General features: G+C 71.3%; 13 protein-coding genes and 1 pseudogene. 4 read left to right on the forward strand and 10 right to left on the reverse strand.

Going from position 1 to position 18,013, the window contains the following annotated elements:
* Nucleotides 1-7 precede the first annotated feature (7 nt).
* The 9 genes from murG to rsmH form a co-directional block, all read right to left on the reverse strand.
* On the reverse strand, nucleotides 8-1,099 hold the full coding sequence (murG, locus tag ABZX90_RS09305) for an undecaprenyldiphospho-muramoylpentapeptide beta-N-acetylglucosaminyltransferase (RefSeq protein WP_351128689.1): 1,092 nt from the start codon (nucleotides 1,097-1,099) through the stop codon (nucleotides 8-10).
* 6 nt (nucleotides 1,100-1,105) lie between these two features.
* Entirely contained in the window at nucleotides 1,106-2,470 is a 1,365-nt protein-coding gene (gene ftsW / locus ABZX90_RS09310; RefSeq protein ID WP_355202884.1) for a putative lipid II flippase FtsW, read from the reverse strand.
* Nucleotides 2,471-2,538: 68 nt separating this feature from the next.
* Nucleotides 2,539-3,966 (reverse strand): UDP-N-acetylmuramoyl-L-alanine--D-glutamate ligase, encoded by a 1,428-nt coding sequence (gene murD, locus ABZX90_RS09315; RefSeq protein ID WP_355202887.1) that lies wholly within the window; start codon nucleotides 3,964-3,966, stop codon nucleotides 2,539-2,541.
* Nucleotides 3,948-5,021, reverse strand: a complete 1,074-nt coding sequence (gene mraY, locus ABZX90_RS09320) for a phospho-N-acetylmuramoyl-pentapeptide-transferase (protein WP_328556024.1) — start codon at nucleotides 5,019-5,021, stop codon at nucleotides 3,948-3,950. Before mraY ends, murD begins: the two co-directional genes overlap by 19 nt.
* Complete coding sequence (murF, locus tag ABZX90_RS09325; protein WP_355202890.1) at nucleotides 5,018-6,439, reverse strand: UDP-N-acetylmuramoyl-tripeptide--D-alanyl-D-alanine ligase; 1,422 nt, start codon at nucleotides 6,437-6,439, stop codon at nucleotides 5,018-5,020. The genes mraY and murF overlap by 4 nt, the downstream gene beginning before the upstream one ends.
* Before the next feature lie 4 nt (nucleotides 6,440-6,443).
* Nucleotides 6,444-7,964, reverse strand: coding sequence for a UDP-N-acetylmuramoyl-L-alanyl-D-glutamate--2,6-diaminopimelate ligase (locus ABZX90_RS09330; RefSeq protein ID WP_355202933.1), 1,521 nt, complete (start codon nucleotides 7,962-7,964; stop codon nucleotides 6,444-6,446).
* 204 nt (nucleotides 7,965-8,168) lie between these two features.
* The gene (locus ABZX90_RS09335) at nucleotides 8,169-10,124 is read right to left on the reverse strand and encodes a penicillin-binding protein 2 (RefSeq protein ID WP_351128697.1); all 1,956 of its coding nucleotides are present in this window, start codon (nucleotides 10,122-10,124) and stop codon (nucleotides 8,169-8,171) included.
* 5 nt (nucleotides 10,125-10,129) lie between these two features.
* Complete coding sequence (locus ABZX90_RS09340; RefSeq protein ID WP_351128699.1) at nucleotides 10,130-10,702, reverse strand: hypothetical protein; 573 nt, start codon at nucleotides 10,700-10,702, stop codon at nucleotides 10,130-10,132.
* A 22-nt stretch (nucleotides 10,703-10,724) separates the two neighbouring features.
* Nucleotides 10,725-11,732, reverse strand: a complete 1,008-nt coding sequence (rsmH, locus tag ABZX90_RS09345) for a 16S rRNA (cytosine(1402)-N(4))-methyltransferase RsmH (RefSeq protein ID WP_351128701.1) — start codon at nucleotides 11,730-11,732, stop codon at nucleotides 10,725-10,727.
* Nucleotides 11,733-12,158: 426 nt separating this feature from the next.
* On the opposite strand from rsmH, the gene ABZX90_RS09350 reads away from it, so the two are divergent.
* The 4 genes from ABZX90_RS09350 to ABZX90_RS09365 all read left to right on the forward strand — a co-directional run bounded on the left by ABZX90_RS09350 (nucleotide 12,159) and on the right by ABZX90_RS09365 (nucleotide 17,776).
* Nucleotides 12,159-12,707 carry a carbonic anhydrase gene (locus tag ABZX90_RS09350; protein WP_351128703.1) on the forward strand — a complete coding sequence of 183 codons (549 nt, stop codon included), beginning with the start codon at nucleotides 12,159-12,161 and terminating at the stop codon, nucleotides 12,705-12,707.
* A gap of 265 nt (nucleotides 12,708-12,972) precedes the next feature.
* Nucleotides 12,973-14,010 carry a MoxR family ATPase gene (locus tag ABZX90_RS09355; RefSeq protein ID WP_351128705.1) on the forward strand — a complete coding sequence of 346 codons (1,038 nt, stop codon included), beginning with the start codon at nucleotides 12,973-12,975 and terminating at the stop codon, nucleotides 14,008-14,010.
* Nucleotides 14,010-15,371: a DUF58 domain-containing protein gene (locus ABZX90_RS09360; protein ID WP_355202896.1), complete on the forward strand. Its 1,362-nt coding sequence runs from the start codon at nucleotides 14,010-14,012 to the stop codon at nucleotides 15,369-15,371. The genes ABZX90_RS09355 and ABZX90_RS09360 overlap by 1 nt, the downstream gene beginning before the upstream one ends.
* Nucleotides 15,368-17,776, forward strand: coding sequence for a DUF3488 and transglutaminase-like domain-containing protein (locus ABZX90_RS09365; RefSeq protein WP_355202899.1), 2,409 nt, complete (start codon nucleotides 15,368-15,370; stop codon nucleotides 17,774-17,776). The genes ABZX90_RS09360 and ABZX90_RS09365 overlap by 4 nt, the downstream gene beginning before the upstream one ends.
* 34 nt (nucleotides 17,777-17,810) lie before the next feature.
* Here ABZX90_RS09365 and ABZX90_RS09370 read toward each other — a convergent pair.
* A pseudogene (locus ABZX90_RS09370) lies at nucleotides 17,811-18,013 on the reverse strand (hypothetical protein); the annotation flags it as partial.

Raw genomic sequence — 18,013 nt, forward strand, 5'->3', positions numbered from 1 at the left:
TGCGGTCCTAGCGGTGGCGCGAGGCGATCGCCTCGTACACCATGCCGACGAGCAGCTCGTCGGCGTCCCGGCGGCCGAACTCGCTGGCGGCGCGCGACATCTCGTACAGCCGGTGCGGGTCGGCGAGCACGGGCAGCACGTTCTGCTGCACCCACTGCGGGGTCAGCTCCGCGTCGTCGACGAGCAGTCCGCCGCCGGCCTTGACCACCGGCTGGGCGTTCAGCCGCTGTTCGCCGTTGCCGATGGGCAGCGGGACGTAGGCGGCGGGCAGTCCGACGGCGGAGAGTTCGGCGACGGTCATCGCACCCGCGCGGCAGAGCATCATGTCGGCCGCGGCGTACGCGAGATCCATCCGGTCCACGTACGGTACCGGGATGTACGGGGGCATCCCCGGCATCTGGTGCACCTGCGGCAGTTCGTTCTTCGGACCGACCGCGTGCAGGATCTGGATTCCGGCCTGCTGGAGGTACGGAGCCGCCTGCTGGACCACCTCATTGAGGCGGCGGGCGCCCTGCGAGCCGCCCGACACGAGGAGCGTGGGCAGGTTCGGGTCGAGCCCGAACGCGGCGCGCGCCTCGGGCCGTACCGCGGCCCGGTCCAGGGTGGCGATGGAGCGGCGCAGCGGGATGCCGATGTAACGGGCCCCGCGGAGCTTGCTGTCGGGCGTGGAGACGGCGACCTGGGCCGCGTACCGCGATCCGATCTTGTTGGCGAGGCCGGGGCGGGCGTTGGCCTCGTGGACGATGATCGGCACGCCGAGGCGCTTGGCCGCCAGGTAGCCGGGCAGGGCCACATAGCCGCCGAAGCCGACGACGGCGTCCGCCTTGGTGCGTTCCATGATCTGCTCGACAGCCTTGATCGTGCCGCGCAGCCGTCCGGGGACGGTGATCAGCTCGGGGGTGGGCTTGCGCGGCAGCGGCACGGCGGGGATCAGCGCGAGTTCGTAACCGCGCTCGGGTACGAGCCGGGTCTCGAGTCCGCGTTCCGTGCCCAGGGCCGTGATCCCCACGGTCGGGTCCTGCCTGCGCAGGGCATCCGCGAGGGCGAGCGCGGGCTCGATGTGGCCGGCGGTCCCCCCGCCGGCGAGTACGACATGCACCGAAATTCACCGCTCTCCGGACGAACGCGCCGCCGAGGCACGCCGTCGCATCGTGTTCCATCTCCGGGGCCCCGCGGCCCTTGCGGACTCTCTCACCGCACCCCGCCTTCTGCCAAAGCGGGGGTGCCGCATCGCGAGAGCCGCCCGCGCAGCGGGGTCGTCACGCGCGAAGGCGATCAGCAACCCGATGGCGAACATGGTCGGCAGCAGGGCGGAACCCCCGTAGGAGAACAGCGGGAGCGGGACACCGGCGATCGGCAGCAGACCGAGCACCGCACCGATGTTGATCACGGCCTGGGCCGTGATCCAGGTGGTCACGCCTCCCGCGGCATACCTCACGAAGGGGTCCTCCGTGCGTCCGGCCACGCGGATACCCGCATAGCCTAGAGCCGCGAAGAGGGCGAGTACCGACAGCGTCCCCGCGAGGCCCAGTTCCTCCCCGGTGATGGCGAAGATGAAGTCGGTGTGCGCTTCGGGCAGTTGGCCCCATTTCTCCACACTGGCGCCGAGTCCGGAACCGAAGAGTCCGCCGGAGGCGAGGGCGTAGATGCCGTGCACCGCCTGCCAGCAGGTGTCGTTCGGGCCCGGCTCGGTCGCGCCGATGCAGGCCAGCCTGGACATGCGGTTGGGGCTCGTCTTGATGAGGAGGAAGCCGATCGCCAGGGCGACCGACAGCACGCCCACGAACAGCCGCGTGGGCGCTCCGGCCAGCCACAGCAGCCCGAACAGGATCGCCGTGAGGATGATCGCCGTGCCCATGTCGCCGCCGAGCATGATCAGGCCGAGCAGCATGAAGGCGACGGGCACGAGCGGCACCAGCATGTGCTTCCACTGGGTCAGCAGCCGCTTGTCCTGTTTGCGGGCGAGCAGATCGGCGCCCCACAGCACGAGCGCGAGCTTGCCGAACTCGCTGGGCTGGATCTGGAACGAGCCGCCCAGCGAGATCCAGTTCTGGTTGCCGTTGACCGCGACTCCTATCCCGGGCACCTGCACCAGGGCCATCAGGAACACGGCGCCCGCCAGTATCGGGTAGGCCAGCGCCCGGTGCAGCTTCACCGGCATCCGCGAGGCGACCAGCATCAGCACACCGCCGATGAGGGCCGCCAGGAACTGCTTGCGGAAGAAGTACGACCCGGGCAGCGACAGCTGGAGTGCCGTGATCTGCGAGGCCGAGTAGACCATCACGAGCCCCAGCACGGTGATCAGGAGGCTGCCGCCGAGGATCAGGTAGTAGGCCGTCAGCGGCCGGTCCCAGGCCTTGCGGGCACGGATGAAGAGGCGGCGTACGGGGTTGTCGCGCGACACCCGGGCGGCGGCCGGCCGCCGGCCGGCCCGCTGCACGGGAGGTCGGCCGGTCCGGCTAGTCGGCATCGGCGTCTCCGGGCCACAACGATGTCACGCGTCCGTCCCTCCCAGGGTCGCCCGGCGAGGCGGCCGGGTCAGGCGCCGAGTTCGCGAACCGCCTCCGCGAACGCGTCACCGCGCTTGTTGTAGTTGGCGAACATGTCCATGGACGCGCAGGCCGGGGCCAACAGCACCGTGTCCCCGGGCTCGGCGAGCCGCCTGGCCTCCTGGACAGCCGCGAGCATCGCCCCAGTGTCGGTCCGGTCGAGGTCGACGACGGGTACTTCCGGGGCGTGTCGCGCCAGGGCTTCACCGATCAGCGCGCGGTCCGCGCCGATCAGGACGACGCCCCGGAGCCGCTTCGCCGACCTCGCGACCAGCTCGTCGAAGGTCGCGCCCTTGGCGAGCCCGCCCGCGATCCACACGATCGACTCGTAGGCCGCCAAGGAGGCTTCCGCGGCATGCGTGTTGGTGGCCTTGGAGTCGTCGACGTAGGCGACCTCGTCCACATCGGCGACGTGCGCGATGCGGTGCGCGTCCGGGGTGAAGTCCCGCAGCCCGTCCCGTACGGCCCGGGCGGGCACCCCGTAGGCGCGCGCGAGGGCCGCCGCGGCAAGGGCGTTGGCGATGTTGTGCGGGGCGGGCGGACGGACGTCGGAGACCTCCGCCAGCTCCTGGGCGTTCTTCTGCCGGTTCTCGACGAAGGCGCGGTCGACCAGGATGCCGTCCACGACGCCGAGTTGGGAGGGCCCAGGAGCGCCGAGGGTGAAGCCGACGGCCCGGCAACCCTCCTCGACGTCCGCCGCGCGCACCAGGTCCTCGGTGGCCTTGTCGGCCACGTTGTAGACGCAGGCGACCCGATTGCCTTCGTAGATACGGCCCTTGTCGGCGGCGTACGCCTCCATGGAGCCGTGCCAGTCGAGATGGTCGGGCGCGAGGTTCAGTACGACCGCGGAGTGGGCGCGCAGCGAGGGCGCCCAGTGCAGCTGGTAGCTGGAGAGTTCGACCGCGAGGACGTCGTACTGCTCCTCGCCGAGGACGGCGTCGAGCAGGGAGACGCCGATGTTGCCGACGGCCGCCGTGCGCAGGCCCGCCGCCTTCAGGATGGAGGCGAGCATCTGGACGGTCGTGGTCTTGCCGTTGGTCCCGGTGACCGCGAGCCAGGGCGCGGCCTTTCTGCCGTCCTGTTCCCGCAGCCGCCAGGCGAGTTCGACGTCGCCCCAGACCGGGACGCCCGCCGCGGCGGCCGCGGCGAACAGCGGCTTGTCCGGCTGCCAGCCGGGCGCGGTCACGATGAGCTCGGTGCCCTCGGGCAGGGTGGCTCCGTCACCGAGGCGCACGGTGACGCCGAGCGCCTCCAGTTCCGCGGCCTGCGCCCGGGCCCGTTCGTCGTCGCCGTCGTTGACGACGGTGACGAGCGCGCCGAGGCCGTGCAGGACCTTGGCCGCCGGGATTCCCGAGACGCCGAGGCCGGCGACGGTGACGTTCTTGCCCTGCCAGGTGGTCACTTCTTGGCTGCCCATCCTGCGTAGAAGAGGCCGAGTCCGACGATGACGCACATGCCCTGGATGATCCAGAAGCGGACCACCACAAGGACTTCGGACCACCCCTTGAGTTCGAAGTGGTGCTGGAGCGGGGCCATTCGGAAGACGCGCTTCCCGGTCAGCTTGAAGGAGCCGACCTGGATGACCACCGACATCGTGATGAGGACGAAGAGGCCGCCGAGCAGGGCGACCAGGATCTCCGTGCGGGAGCAGATCGCGAGACCGGCGAGCGCGCCGCCGAGGGCCAGCGAACCGGTGTCACCCATGAAGATCTTGGCCGGCGAGGTGTTCCACCACAGGAAGCCGAAGCAGGCGCCCATCAGGGCGGAGGCGACGACAGCGAGGTCGAGCGGATCGCGTACCTCGTAGCAGGCGGCCGGGTTGGTGAGGGTCTGCGCGTTGGCGCAGGACTCCTGGAACTGCCAGACGCCGATGAAGGTGTAGGCACCGAAGACCATCGTCGCGGCGCCGGTGGCGAGGCCGTCCAGACCGTCCGTCAGGTTCACGCCGTTCGACATGGCGAGGATCATGAACAGCGCCCAGACAACGAAGAGCACCGGGCCGATGGACCAGCCGAAGTCCTGGACGAAGGAGAGCTTCGTGGAGGCCGGGGTGTTGCCGCGGTTGTCGGCGAACATCAGCGCCAGCACCGCGAAGCTGATGCCCACGATCAGCTGTCCGGCCATCTTCGCCTTGGCCCGCAGGCCCAGCGAACGCCGCTTAATGATCTTGATGTAGTCGTCCAGGAAGCCGACCAGGCCCATGCCCGCCATCAGGCCGAGCACCAGCAGGCCCGAGAAGGTGGGCGGATAACCCGTGATCACCTTGGACAGGAAGTACGCGATGATCGTCGCGAGGATGAAGGCGATACCACCCATGGTCGGCGTACCGCGCTTGCTGGCGTGCTCACGCGGGCCGTCGTCGCGGATGTACTGGCCGTAGCCCTTGCGGGCCAGCAGCTTGATCAGCAGCGGAGTGCCGACCAGGGTCAGGAACAGGCCAATGACTCCCGCGAACAGGATCTGCTTCATCATCGGGCGGAAACCTCACCCTCGGTACCGTCGGCGAGCAGCGCGAGCGCCACCCGTTCCAGCCCGACGGACCTGGACGCCTTCACGAGCACGACGTCACCTGGGCGCAGCTCACTGCGCAACAGGTCGACAGCCGCCTGTGCGTCGGACACGTGCACCGACTCCTCACCCCACGAACCCTCGTTATATGCGCCCAGTTGCAGCCAGGACGCTTCCCTGCCCCCGACCGCGACGAGCTTGCCGACATTGAGCCGGACGGCAAGCCGTCCGACCGCGTCGTGCTCGGCGAGCGCCGCGTCCCCGAGCTCGGCCATCTGACCGAGCACCGCCCACGTACGGCCCCCTTGTGCCTGATGGGCTTTGCCCATCGACGCGAGCGCGCGCAGGGCGGCTCGCATGGACTCGGGGTTCGCGTTGTAGGCGTCGTTGACGACCGTCACGCCGTCCGGACGCTCGGTGACCTCCATCCGCCAGCGGGAGAGGGTGCCCGCCTCGGAGAGCGCGCGGGCGATCTCGTCTGCGGACATGCCCAGCTCATGGGCGACGGCGGCCGCGGCGAGCGCGTTCGACACGTGGTGCTCACCGTACAGGCGCATGGTCACATCACTGCACCCGGAGGGTGTGCGAAGGCTGAAGGCAGGCTGTCCGTTCTCCGTGAGCCGGACGTTCTCGGCCCGTACGTCCGCTTCGTCGGACTCTCCGAACAGGATCACGCGTGCCTTCGTACGGGACGCCATGGCGCGTACGAGGGGATCGTCGGCGTTGAGGATCGCGGCGCCGTCCTCGGGGAGGCTCTCGACGAGCTCGCCCTTTGCTTGCGCGATCTGCTCGCGGCCGCCGAACTCGCCGATGTGGGCGGTGCCCACGTTGAGGACGAGACCGATCTTCGGCGGGGTGAGACCCGTGAGATAGCGGATGTGGCCGACGCCGCGGGCGCCCATCTCCAGCACGAGGAACTTCGTGTCCTCGGTGGCGCTGAGCGCGGTGAGCGGCAGTCCGATCTCGTTGTTGAGGGAGCCGGGTGTGAAGACGGTGGGCGCCTTGCTCCGCAGCACCTGGGCGATCAGGTCCTTGGTGCTGGTCTTGCCGGCGGAGCCGGTGAGGGCCACGAGGGTGGCGCCGAGCCGTTCGACGACGTGGCGGGCGAGGGCACCGAGGGCCGTCTGCACGTCGTCGACCACGATGGCGGGGACGCCGACGGGGCGGGACGCCAGGACGGCGGCCGCGCCGGCTCCGATCACCGCCTCGGCGTAGTCGTGGCCGTCCACGCGTTCACCGACGAAGGCGACGAAGAGACTGCCGGACTCCACTTCACGGGAGTCCCTGACGACCGGTCCGGTGACCTGTACCGCCGGATCCGGTATGTCGTACGTCTGCCCGCCGACGACTGCTGCGATCTCGGCGAGGGAGAGGGCGATCACAAGTTCATCCCTGGGTCTGCTGGATAGCTTCGCGAAGCACTTGGCGGTCGTCGAAGGGACGCACCACCCCGGCGATGTCCTGGCCCTGCTCGTGGCCCTTGCCCGCGACCAGCACGGTGTCGCCCGGCTTTGCGCGCGCGACGGCGGCGGCGATGGCGGCGGCCCGGTCCTCGAAGACCTGGACCTCACCGCGCTCGTGCGCCGGCACCTCGGCCGCGCCCGCGAGCATCGTGGCGAGGATCGCCAGCGGGTCCTCGGAACGGGGGTTGTCGGAGGTCAGGACGGCGGTGTCGGCGAGCCGGGCCACGGCCGCCCCCATCGGCATCCGTTTGGTCTTGTCACGGTCGCCGCCGCAGCCGAGCACCACGTGCAGCTTGCCCTCGGTCACCTTGCGCAGGGCGCGCAGGACGGATTCGACGGCGTCCGTCTTGTGGGCGTAGTCGACGACGGCGAGGTACGGCTGGCCCTCGTCCACGCGCTCCAGGCGGCCCGGGACCCCGGGGACCGCGGCGATACCGTCCGCGGCGGCCTGCGGGTCGATGCCGGCGACGGCGAGGGCGACGATCGCGGCGAGCGCGTTCGCCACGTTGAAGGGGCCCGCGAGCGGCGAGCGGGCCGTGATCCGCTCGCCCTTGGGGCCGACCGCGGTGAACGTCGAGTCCATCGGGCCGACTTCGACCTCCTCGGCGCGCCAGTCGGCGTCCGGGTGGCCCTCGGCGGAGAAGGTGACGACCGGGACGGTGGCTTCCCCGGCGAGCCGGCGGCCGTACTCGTCGTCGAGGTTGACGACGCCGAGCCGGCTGCGTCTGGCCGTGAACAGCTGGGCCTTGGCCTGGAAGTAGTCCTCCATGCCGGTGTGGAACTCCATGTGTTCCGGGCTCAGGTTGTTGAAGACGGCGACGTCGAAGACGCAGCCGTCGACCCGGCCGAGGACCAGCGCGTGGCTGGAGACCTCCATCGCGACCGAGTCGACACCTCGCTCGCGCATGACGGCGAACAGGGCCTGCAGGTCGGTGGCCTCGGGCGTGGTGCGCTCCGACTTGATGCGCTCGTCGCCGATGCGCATCTCGACCGTGCCGATCAGGCCGGTGGAGCGGACCGTCTTCAGCCCGCCCTCGACGAGGTAGGCCGTCGTGGTCTTGCCGGAGGTGCCCGTGATGCCGATCTGGAGGAGATCGCGCCCCGGGTGGCCGTAGATGGTGGCCGCCAGTTCGCCCATCGATCCGCGCGGGTTCTCGACGACGAGGACCGGCAGACCGGTGGCCGCGGCGCGCTCGGCGCCGGTCGGGTCGGTGAGCACGGCGACTGCGCCGAGGCCGGCCGCCTGGGTCACGAAGTCGGCGCCGTGCAGGCGGGCGCCGGGCAGGGCGGCGTACACGTCGCCGGGTCGCACCGCGCGGGAGTCATGGGTGATGCCCGTGACCCCGGCGTCGCCCTCCGGCGCCTCGGCGCCCAGCTGATCGGCCAGCTCCGCGAGGTGGATGGCGGAGACGTGAACCGGACGCGGCGGTCCCGGATATGTCACAGGAACGCCCTTCTGGGTGGTTTGGGACTGATCAGCTTGTGGCACGGCGGTGAGCGTACCGGGCTCACCCCCGCCGGGGCGAAGCGAGGGCTCGGGCTCGGCGTTCGAGGAGGAGTGGTTCCCGGGGTCCGGGGTGATCGTTGTCACGAGTGGTTCCTGGTCCGTTGTGCGTGGGGGCTGATCAGGGCGTGCGGTCGGAAGCGGTCACGGCGTGAAATCGACGGGCAGGCGGGCCGCGTGGGCACCGGTGGGCGGGACCTGGAGGGTCTTCAGTGCGAACTCCATGACCTGCTTGTAGACGGGTCCGCAGATCTGACCGCCGTAGTAGAGGCCCTTCGTGGCGTTCTGGATCGCGCAGTAGACGGTGATCCGCGGCTTGTCCGCGGGGGCGAATCCGGCGAACGACGAGGTGTAGCCGTGGTATTTGCCGGTGGCCGGATCCACGCGGTTGGCCGTACCCGTCTTGCCCGCGACCCGGTAGCCGGGGATGCGCGCCTTGGCGCCGGTGCCCTGCTCGTCGTCCACCACGGACTCCAGCATCCGGGCGAGGGTCTTCGCCGTCTTCTCGCTCACGACCCGGGTCTTCCTCGGCTCGGCGGCGGGTGTGAAGCGGCCGTCGGCCCCCTTGGTGCCGCGCACCAGGGATGGCTCGATACGGACGCCGCCGTTGGCGATGGTCGAGTAGACGGAGGCCGCCTGCATCGCGTTGATCGACACGCCCTGGCCGAAGGGGATCGTGTACTGCTGCGAGGTGGACCACTTGTCGGGGGGCGCGAGGATGCCCGCGGTCTCGCCGGGGAACCCGAGCCCGGTGTGGCTGCCGATGCCGAACTTGCGCAGATACGAGTAGAGGACCCGGTTGGCCTGCTTCTGGGTCTTGCCGAGCTGGCCGGTCGCCAGGATGGTGCCGATGTTACTGGACTTGGCGAGCACCCCGTTGAGCGTGAGGTACCAGGTCTGGTGGTCGATGTCGTCCTGGAAGAGCCGGTCGCCGCGGTGCAGCCGGTTCGGCACGACGACGTGGGTGTCGGGGGCGGCCACGTTCTCCTGGAGGACGGCGGCCATCGACATCAGCTTCGCGGTGGAGCCGGGCTCGTACGCGTCCTGGAGGGCCGCGTTGCCCATGGCCGCCGCGTTGGCCTCGGTGAGGTCGTTGGGGTCGAAGCCGGGCGAGTTGGCCATGGCGAGGATCTCGCCGGTCCTGGTGTCCTGCACTATCACGTAGCCGCGGTCCGCCCTGGACTTCTTCACCTGCTCGGTGATGGCGTCCTGCGCGGCCCACTGGATGTCCCGGTCGATGGTCAGCTCGACGTCGGAGCCGGCGACGGCCGGTGTCTCGGTGGAGCCCACGGTCGGCACCTGGCGTCCGCCGGACTGGGCGTAGCGGATCTTGCCGTCCTTGCCGGTGAGCTCCTTGTTCAGCTGCTGCTCGATGCCGCCACCGCCCTTGCCGTCGGCGTTGACCCAGCCCAGTATCCCGGCGGCGAGATCTCCGTTCGGGTACACGCGCTTGCTGGCCGGCACGGCGAGGACGCCCGCGAGGACGTTGACCGTGCTCTTGTCGGTCTCCGACTTCGTCCCGAGCGTGCTCTTCAGATCCTTGATCTGCTTCCAGACCTGGGGGGTGCGGCGGTGTGCGAGGAGTGTGTAGCGGGTGTTCTTCGTCCGCAGTTTCCTGGCGACGGTGTCCACGTCCTGGCCGATGATCGGGCCGAGGAGCGCGGCGGCCTGCTCGGGGGCGTCCCCCACCTCGGTGGCGGCGCGCGTGAACATCGTCGGGTCCGCGGTGATGTCGTACGCGTCCACGCTCGTCGCCAGCTCGACGCCGTCGCGGTCGGTGATCCCGCCGCGCTCGGCGGCCAGCGTGCGACCGACGTACCGGTTCTGCTCGGCCTTCGCGGTGTAGGTGCTCGCGTCCACGGCCTGCACCTGGAGCAGCCGGACGACGAACGCGATCATCACCAGCGTCAGCGCGAGACTGACCATGCGCAGGCGGGGCCGGGGGCTGCCGAGCCGGATGACGCGCGGGCCTTCGGGGCGGGCCGCGGCCGGGCGGCGCACGGGGCGGCGGTCGCCCGGGCCCGGGCGGCTCCGGCCGCCGGGGCGTACGGGCCTGGCGGGGCCGGGCACTCGGCGGCGCGGCGGTTCCCTGTCGGACACTTCCGTCACCTGCCGGGGGTTGTGGAGGGCTGTGTGGACGGGGCGGCGGCCCGGGTGGTGAGCGCGCCCGGGGACGGCTGCCGCGGGGCGGGTGTCGGGGCCGGACTCGACGCCGCGCGCGGGGTCGGGCTCGCGGCGGGGCTCGCGGGCCGGGCCGGGGGCAGGGCGAGGACCTCGGGCGGGGGGATCATCGGGGCCCGCGCGGCGGACTGCCGGCCGGCGGCTCCGGGGACGCCCTTGACCGTTCCGTCGGGGTTGAGGAAGGCCGGGTCGCCGCCGGGGACCATGCCGAGTTCGCGGGCCCGGCGCTGGAGGGCGTCGGGGGCGGAATAGGCGTCCACGTCCCGCTGGAGGGCCTGCTCCTCGTCGGTCAGGCTCTTGGTGTCCTTCTGGAGGTCGTCGAGGCGGAACGCCCCTTCACTGAGCGCCGAGTTCAGCACGAGGAGCCCGATGAGACCGCCGCCGAGGAGGAGGACGACCAGCAGGACGAAGGGGGTGCGGGCGGCCTGTCCGGCCCCGGCCGGAAGGAGCCGCGCGAGCCGGGCGGCCCGCCCCCTGAGTTCGGGTTTCCCGCTCACGCGCCCTCCTTCTCCCCGCGCCTCACTCGGCGGCGTCCTCACGGATGCGCTGTGCCCCCCGCAGCCGGGCGGGAGCCGCTCGCCTGTTCTCGGCGACCTCTTCCTCGGTGGGAAGTTCGGCACCGCGGGTGAGGAGCTTGAGCCGGGGCTGGTAGCGCTCGGGGACGACCGGCAGTCCGGGCGGCGCGGTGTTGGCGGCGCCGGCCGCGAACACCTGCTTGACCAGGCGGTCCTCCAGCGAGTGGTACGACAGCACCGCGATACGGCCGCCGACGGCGAGCACCTTCACGGCCGCGGGAACCGCCCGCTCCAGGACACTCAGTTCACCGTTGACCTCGATGCGCAGCGCCTGGAAGGTGCGCTTGGCGGGATTGCCGCCGGTGCGCTTGGCCGCCTGCGGCAGCGCGTCACGGATCAGCTCCACGAGCCGCGCACTGTTGGTGAAGGGCTCCTTCTCGCGCTCACGCACGACGGCGGAGACGATCCGCTTGGCCTGCTTCTCCTCGCCGTACGCCCGCAGGATCCGCACCAGTTCGCCCGGCGGATAGGTGTTGAGCACCTCGGCCGCGCTCATGCCGGTCGTCTGGTCCATGCGCATGTCGAGCGGGGCGTCCTGCGCGTACGCGAACCCCCGGTCCGCCTCGTCCAGTTGCATGGACGAGACGCCGAGATCGAACAGGACGCCCTGGACGCGCGGGATGTCCAGACGGTCGAGCACGTCGGGGAGTTCGTCGTAGACGGCGTGCACCAGGGAGGCCCGGTCGCCGAAGGGGGCGAGCCGCTCTCCGGAGAGGCGCAGCGCCTCCTTGTCACGGTCGAGGGCCACGAGTCGCACTTCGGGGAACCGGGTGAGCAGTGCCTCGCTGTGACCGCCGAGCCCGAGGGTGCAGTCGACGACGACGGCTCCCGGCTCGGCGAGGGCCGGGGCCAGCATGTCCAGGCACCGATGGAGCATGACCGGGACGTGTCGGCTCTGCCCCTCCGGTCGCCCGCTGCCACCCTCGTTGGGAAGCGCTTCGCGCCCTTTCATTCCGGGCCCTCTCAGGTCCGGCGCGGCCATACGCACCGCCGGGTCCCCACCCGCTCGGGAAGGGGAGGTCTGCTGGCGCCGGATGAGTGGCGTCAGCCGACCGGGAGCGGGAGGAGGCCGAGCCGTACGTACGCGCCGCGCACGCGGGGAAACACCGGAAAGTCGCCGGGTCTCCAGGGGAAAACAGTCCAGCGGGGAGAGCCTCGCCTCCCACTTCGCGTCACTTTAGTCCACGCTGTCTCGCGGTCAATCAACCGGCATGCGCGTCGCGGACGCCGCTCGGAGCGAAGCCGCGGATCCGGAAGAATCACCCGAACGGGCACGTCGTCACCGCCCGTGTGGATTACCTCACAACAAGCCGCGATGACATTCTTTGTCCCCTCTCACAGCAGGACCGCTCGATACGTGACCAGTACCGTCATGGGTATGACGACTTCCGCATCCGTTCCCACCGAACCCGAAGGCGCCATAGCCGCAGAGCGCACGGTCACCGACCGTCTCGTCGACGCGAACGAGAAATACGCCGCCGCTTTCACCGACCCGGGGATGGACGCCCACCCCGTACTGCATGTCGCGGTGGTCGCGTGCATGGACGCCCGGCTCGACCTGCACGCCGCGCTCGGCCTGGAACTGGGCGACTGCCACACCATCCGCAACGCGGGCGGCGTGGTCACCGACGACGTGATCCGCTCCCTCACCATCAGCCAGCGGGCGCTCGGCACCCGCAGCGTGGTCCTCATCCACCACACCGGCTGCGGTCTGGAGTCGCTCACCGAGGACTTCCGGCACGACCTGGAGATGGAGGTCGGCCAGCGCCCCGCGTGGGCGGTCGAGGCCTTCCGGGACGTCGAACAGGACGTACGGCAGTCGATGCAGCGCGTGCGCACCTCCCCGTTCCTGGTGCACACCGACGACGTGCGCGGCTTCGTCTTCGACGTCACGACCGGCCTGCTGCGCGAGATCGACCCCTCCTGACCGGCACAGCCGGACCCCCCGGTCGCCGAGCCTCCGCAGCTCGTGGGACCCTCTCTTCACGAAAAACCCCGGCCGTCCGGTGCCCAAAGGGCCGTAAGACCTGACATATCGCGGCCAGTTATCCACAGGCGAGTGACACGAACCGGTAACGGCAACAAGAATGCGGGTGTGACGTCGCGCGGAACCTTTCGCGCGTGGTGTCCGTGTTTCGGGGTGGGCCGGTCCGCACAGGGCGTCGGCCCGGGAAAGGGCCGAGGAGGGCCGGGTGACGACCTATGACGATCGAGCGAGCCTTACAGATCTGACCGCCACTGTGGAGCGTGTCCGCAGTTCGGTGGAAGGAGTGATCGAAGGCAAGCCTGAGGTCGTACGGCTTTCGCTGACCGTGCTGCTCGCCGAAGGTCATCTTCTGATCGAGGATGTCCCAGGCGTCGGCAAGACCATGCTGGCGAAGGCGCTGGCACGGTCCATCGACTGTTCGGTGCGGCGTATTCAGTTCACGCCCGACCTGCTGCCCTCAGACATCACGGGTGTGTCCATCTGGGACCAGCAGCGCCGGGACTTCGAGTTCAAGCCGGGCGCGATCTTCGCGCAGATCGTGATCGGCGACGAGATCAACCGCGCCTCGCCCAAGACGCAGTCCGCGCTCCTGGAGTCGATGGAGGAGCGGCAGGTCACCATCGACGGGCAGACCTACGAACTGCCCAGCCCGTTCATGGTGGTGGCCACCCAGAACCCGGTCGAGATGGAGGGCACCTACCCGCTGCCGGAGGCCCAGCGCGACCGCTTCATGGCCCGCGTCTCCATCGGCTACCCCAGCGCGGAAGCCGAACTGCAGATGCTGGACATCCACGGCGGGGTGAACCCGCTGGACGACCTCCAGCCGGTCGCCCACGCTCACGAGATAGTGAAGCTGATCGACGCGGTCCGCACGGTCCACGTCGCCGATCCGGTGCGCCGTTACGCGGTGGACCTGGTTGCGGCCACGCGCACCCACCCCGACCTCAGACTCGGCGCCTCGCCGCGCGCCACGCTGCATCTACTGCGTGCGGCGAAGGCGTCCGCGGCTCTCAGCGGCCGGGACTTCGCGCTGCCGGACGACGTGCAGGCGCTCGCCGTCGCGGTCCTGGCCCACCGCCTGCTGCCCACGGCCCAGGCTCAGTTGAACCGCCGCACGGCCGAGCAGGTCGTCCAGGAGATCCTCCAGCGCACCCCGGTGCCCGCCGCTCCCCAGCAGCAGTCCGGCTTCCCGATGGGCCGGGGCGCGCCCACGTACGGTCAGCAGCCGCCCCGGAGGCTGTGATGACGCAAGCGGGCACGGGCCACACCGCCGAGGAGGACAAGGGCGGGCTGCGCACCGCGCTCGCCGGGCTCACCACGCGCGGGCGGTCCTTCCTGGCCGCCGGAGTGGCCGCCGCGATCTGCGCGTACGTCCTGGGGCAGAGCGAACTGCTCCGGGTCGGCCTGCTCCTCGCGGTCCTGCCGCTGGTCTGCGCGACCGTGCTGTACCGCACCCGCTACCGGGTCGCGGGCAGCCGCCGGCTCTCCCCCGGGCGCGTGCCCGCCGGCTCCGAGGCCCGCGTCCATCTGCGCATGGACAACATCTCGCGGCTGCCCACCGGCCTGCTGATGCTCCAGGACCGGGTGCCGTACGTGCTCGGCCCGCGCCCCCGTTTCGTGCTGGACCGGGTGGAGGCGGGCGGCCGCCGCGAGGTGTCCTACCGGGTCCGCTCGGACCTGCGCGGCCGCTACCCGCTGGGCCCGCTCCAGCTGCGGCTGACCGACCCGTTCGGCATGTGCGAGCTGACTCGCTCCTTCTCCACCTACGACACCCTGACGGTCATCCCGCGCGTGGAGGCGCTGCCTCCGGTGCGGCTGACCGGCGAGGCGAAGGGGTACGGCGACGGGCGGCAGCGCTCGCTGGCCCTGGCGGGCGAGGACGACATCATTCCGCGCGGGTACCGCTACGGCGACGACCTGCGCCGCGTGCACTGGCGGCTGACAGCCCGCTACGGCGAGTTGATGGTCCGCCGCGAGGAGCAGCCCCAGCGCTCCCGCTGCACCGTGCTGCTCGACACCCGGGGCACCGCCTTCCAGGGCGCGGGCCCCGACTCGGCCTTCGAATGGGCCGTCTCGGGTACGGCGTCGACGCTGGTGCACATGCTCGAGCGGGGCTTCTCGGTGCGCCTGCTGACGGACACCGGGAGCTCGGTGCCCGGTGAGGGCGCCGACGGGTTCGCGGGCGCCAGCCAGGAGTCGGCGGACGCCGCCGGGATGATGATGGACACGCTCGCCGTCATCGACCACTCGGAGGGCACGGGCCTGTCCCGGGCGTACGACGTGCTGCGCGGTGGCAACGAGGGACTGCTGATCGCCTTCCTCGGCGATCTCGACGAGGAGCAGGCGACGGTGCTCGGCAAGATGCGCCAGCGCAGCGGCGGGGCCGTCGCGTTTCTGCTGGACAGTGAGTCCTGGGTGCGGGAACCGACCGCGGTGCCCGGCCCGTTGGACAGGAGCGAGGACCGGCTGCGCATGCTGCGCGAGGCGGGCTGGACCGCCGTGACGGTGCCGCGGGGGACGGCGCTGGCCGACCTGTGGCGCGAGGCGGACCGTCAGCGCACGCACGTGGCGTCGACAGGGACTACCGCGGGGGGTGGGGTATGAGCGGGCGAGCCCGACTGGCACTGTGCGCGGCCGCGGCCACGCTGATGGCGACCTGCGCGCTGCTGCCGCTGGTGGACCCGGCGACCTGGATCTTCCAGGCGGTGTTCCTGGTGGCCGTGCAGACCGGTGTGGGCGCGCTGACCCGGCGGGTTCCGCTGGCCCGGCCGCTGACCGTGGCGACGCAGGCGCTGGTGACGCTGATGCTGCTGACGCTGGTCTTCGCCCGGCAGCAGGCCGTCGCCGGGATCGTTCCCGGGCCCGAGGCCTTCCAGCACTTCGCGGCGCTGCTCCAGGCGGGCACCGACGACGTCGGCAGATACTCGATCCCGGCTCCGCTGTCGGACGGGATCCGGCTGATGCTCGTCGGCGGCGCCCTGGTGATCGGACTCGCGGTGGACGCGCTCGCGGTGACCTACCGCAGCGCCGCGCCCGCCGGCCTTCCGCTGCTCGCGCTGTACTCGGTCGCGGCGGGCCTCTCCGGCGGCGGCGCGGCATGGCTGTGGTTCCTGCTCGCGGCCGCCGGCTATCTGATGCTGCTGCTGGCCGAGGGCCGGGAGCGGCTCTCGCAGTGGGGCCGTATCTTCGGCGGCTCCGGCGGCTCAGGCGGAGCGGCCCGCGCGTCCGGCCCCGAGCCCGCGGGCGGCGCCGTCGCGCCCGTCCGCACCGGGCGGCGGATCGGCGCGGTCGCACTGGGCGTCGCCCTGGCGGTGCCGCTCGCGCTGCCCTCCCTCGACGGCGGTCTGCTGGGCGGCACGGGAAGGGGCGTGGGCAACGGCTCCGGGGGCGGCGGCACGATCTCCGCGGTGAACCCGCTGGTCTCGCTCCGCGACAGCCTGAACATCGACGAGGACCGCACGGTCATCACGTACCGCACCAACACCGCGGAGACGCAGGACCTGTATCTGCGGATCGTCTCGCTGGACGACTTCGACGGCACGGCCTGGAAGCCGTCCCAGCGCCACATCGAGGACGTGCCTAAGACGTTCCCGGCGCCGATCGGGCTCTCCGGACAGGTCAAGCGGGCCTCGATCCTGACCCGTATCTCGGCGGCCGACTCGTACGCGCAGGACTGGCTGCCGATGCCGTATCCGGCCAGCAAGGTGGACATCAGCGGGAGCTGGCGGTACGAACCCGTGGGGCGCACCCTCGTCGGGGACCACGGACAGAACACGCGCGGTGTGCAGTACCAGGTCACGAGCCTGATGGTGCAGCCGACGGCGGCACAGCTGGCGAATGCCCCGGAGCCCTCACCCGCGATGAAGCGCGAGTTCACGAAGGTTCCGGAGTCGTTGCCCTCGATCGTGGCGAACACGGCCCGCAAGGTCACCGAGGGCTCGGCCAACCACTACGAGCAGGCGGTCAAGCTCCAGGACTACTTCGCCAACAGCGGCAACTTCCGGTACGACACCCAGGTGCAGGCCGGCAGCGGCTCCGCCGCCATCGCGAACTTCCTGAAGGACAAGGAGGGCTTCTGCGTCCACTTCTCCTTCGCGATGGCCTCCATGGCGCGAACGCTGGGGATACCGGCCCGTGTGGCGGTGGGCTTCACGCCCGGGACTCCGAAGGCCAACGGTTCGATGGCGGTGGGACTGCGGGACGCGCATGCCTGGCCCGAGCTGTACTTCGAGGGCGTGGGCTGGACCCGCTTCGAGCCGACCCCGAGCCGGGGCACGGTTCCGGCGTACACCCAGACGAACACGCCGGGCAACGACAACCCGGTCGTTCCGAAGCCTTCGGCCTCGGCGTCCGCCGCGCCCTCCGCCGTGCCGTCGGCCAGCGAGAGCTGCTCGACGCAGATGCGGAAGCTGCAGGCGTGCCCGAGCGAGTCCTCGGGGGCGGCGATCGTCGGCCAGGACGACGACTGGCCCTGGTCCAAGATCCTCTGGCTGACGCCGGCCGGGCTGCTGATCCTGGGACTGCCGCTGCTGCCCATGCTGTGGCGGCTGCGGACACGGGCCGTCAGGCTCGGCGGCCACGGCCGCACCGAGGCGGATGTGGCGGCGTACACGCTGGGGGCCTGGCTGGAGGTGACCGATACGGCGTGGGACTACGGGATCGCGCCGGAGGAGTCGCAGACGCCGCGCAAGGCCGCCGAGCGGATCGTCGGGCTCGGGAAGTTCGATCCGGAGGCCTCGGCCGCGGTGCACCGGCTGGCCGCGGCCGTGGAGCTGGTTCTCTACGCTCCGCACCCCCGGCCGGTGGCGGGCCTCGCGAACGACGCGCGCCACATCGAGCAGGCCCTCTGGACCTCCGCGAGCCGTCCCGCCCGTCTCCGTGCTCTCCTCGCCCCTCGTTCGGCCGTCCGGGTGATCTGGGCGGCGTCGACCGCCTGGATCACCTTGGAAACCCGCCTGTCGGCCCGCCGGGATTCCCTGCTACGCCGCCCGTCGAGCCAGAACAACTGACCGGCACCGGCCCACGGCACCAGGCCTCAGCGGCTCACGGGCCGTGGGCTGCCGGGGGCCGGTCGGCGGCTGACGGCTGATGGCTGACGGCCCGCGGCTGGGCATCGGCTGTGGGCAGTCGTCCGCGGGACTGGCCGGCGAGGGCCGGCCCGGCCTCGGCCGGGAGCGGCCGCCCCGCCCGCGCGGCGTGCGGGCGGGCTCCCGTACATACGCGTGAGGGGGCGTCCACCCGGATCC

The organism is Streptomyces sp. NPDC002935, assembly GCF_040611295.1.
Taxonomy (GTDB): Bacteria; Actinomycetota; Actinomycetes; order Streptomycetales; family Streptomycetaceae; genus Streptomyces.

Excerpts from the sequence above, each read along its gene's own strand:
- ftsW (WP_355202884.1), bottom strand. The coding sequence starts at position 2,470 with ATGCCGACTAGCCGGACCGGCCGACCTCCCGTGCAGCGGGCCGGCCGG.
- murD (WP_355202887.1), bottom strand. The coding sequence starts at position 3,966 with ATGGGCAGCCAAGAAGTGACCACCTGGCAGGGCAAGAACGTCACCGTC.
- mraY (WP_328556024.1), bottom strand. The coding sequence starts at position 5,021 with ATGATGAAGCAGATCCTGTTCGCGGGAGTCATTGGCCTGTTCCTGACC.
- rsmH (WP_351128701.1), bottom strand. The coding sequence starts at position 11,732 with ATGAAAGGGCGCGAAGCGCTTCCCAACGAGGGTGGCAGCGGGCGACCG.
- ABZX90_RS09350 (WP_351128703.1), top strand. The coding sequence starts at position 12,159 with ATGACGACTTCCGCATCCGTTCCCACCGAACCCGAAGGCGCCATAGCC.
- ABZX90_RS09360 (WP_355202896.1), top strand. The coding sequence starts at position 14,010 with ATGACGCAAGCGGGCACGGGCCACACCGCCGAGGAGGACAAGGGCGGG.
- ABZX90_RS09365 (WP_355202899.1), top strand. The coding sequence starts at position 15,368 with ATGAGCGGGCGAGCCCGACTGGCACTGTGCGCGGCCGCGGCCACGCTG.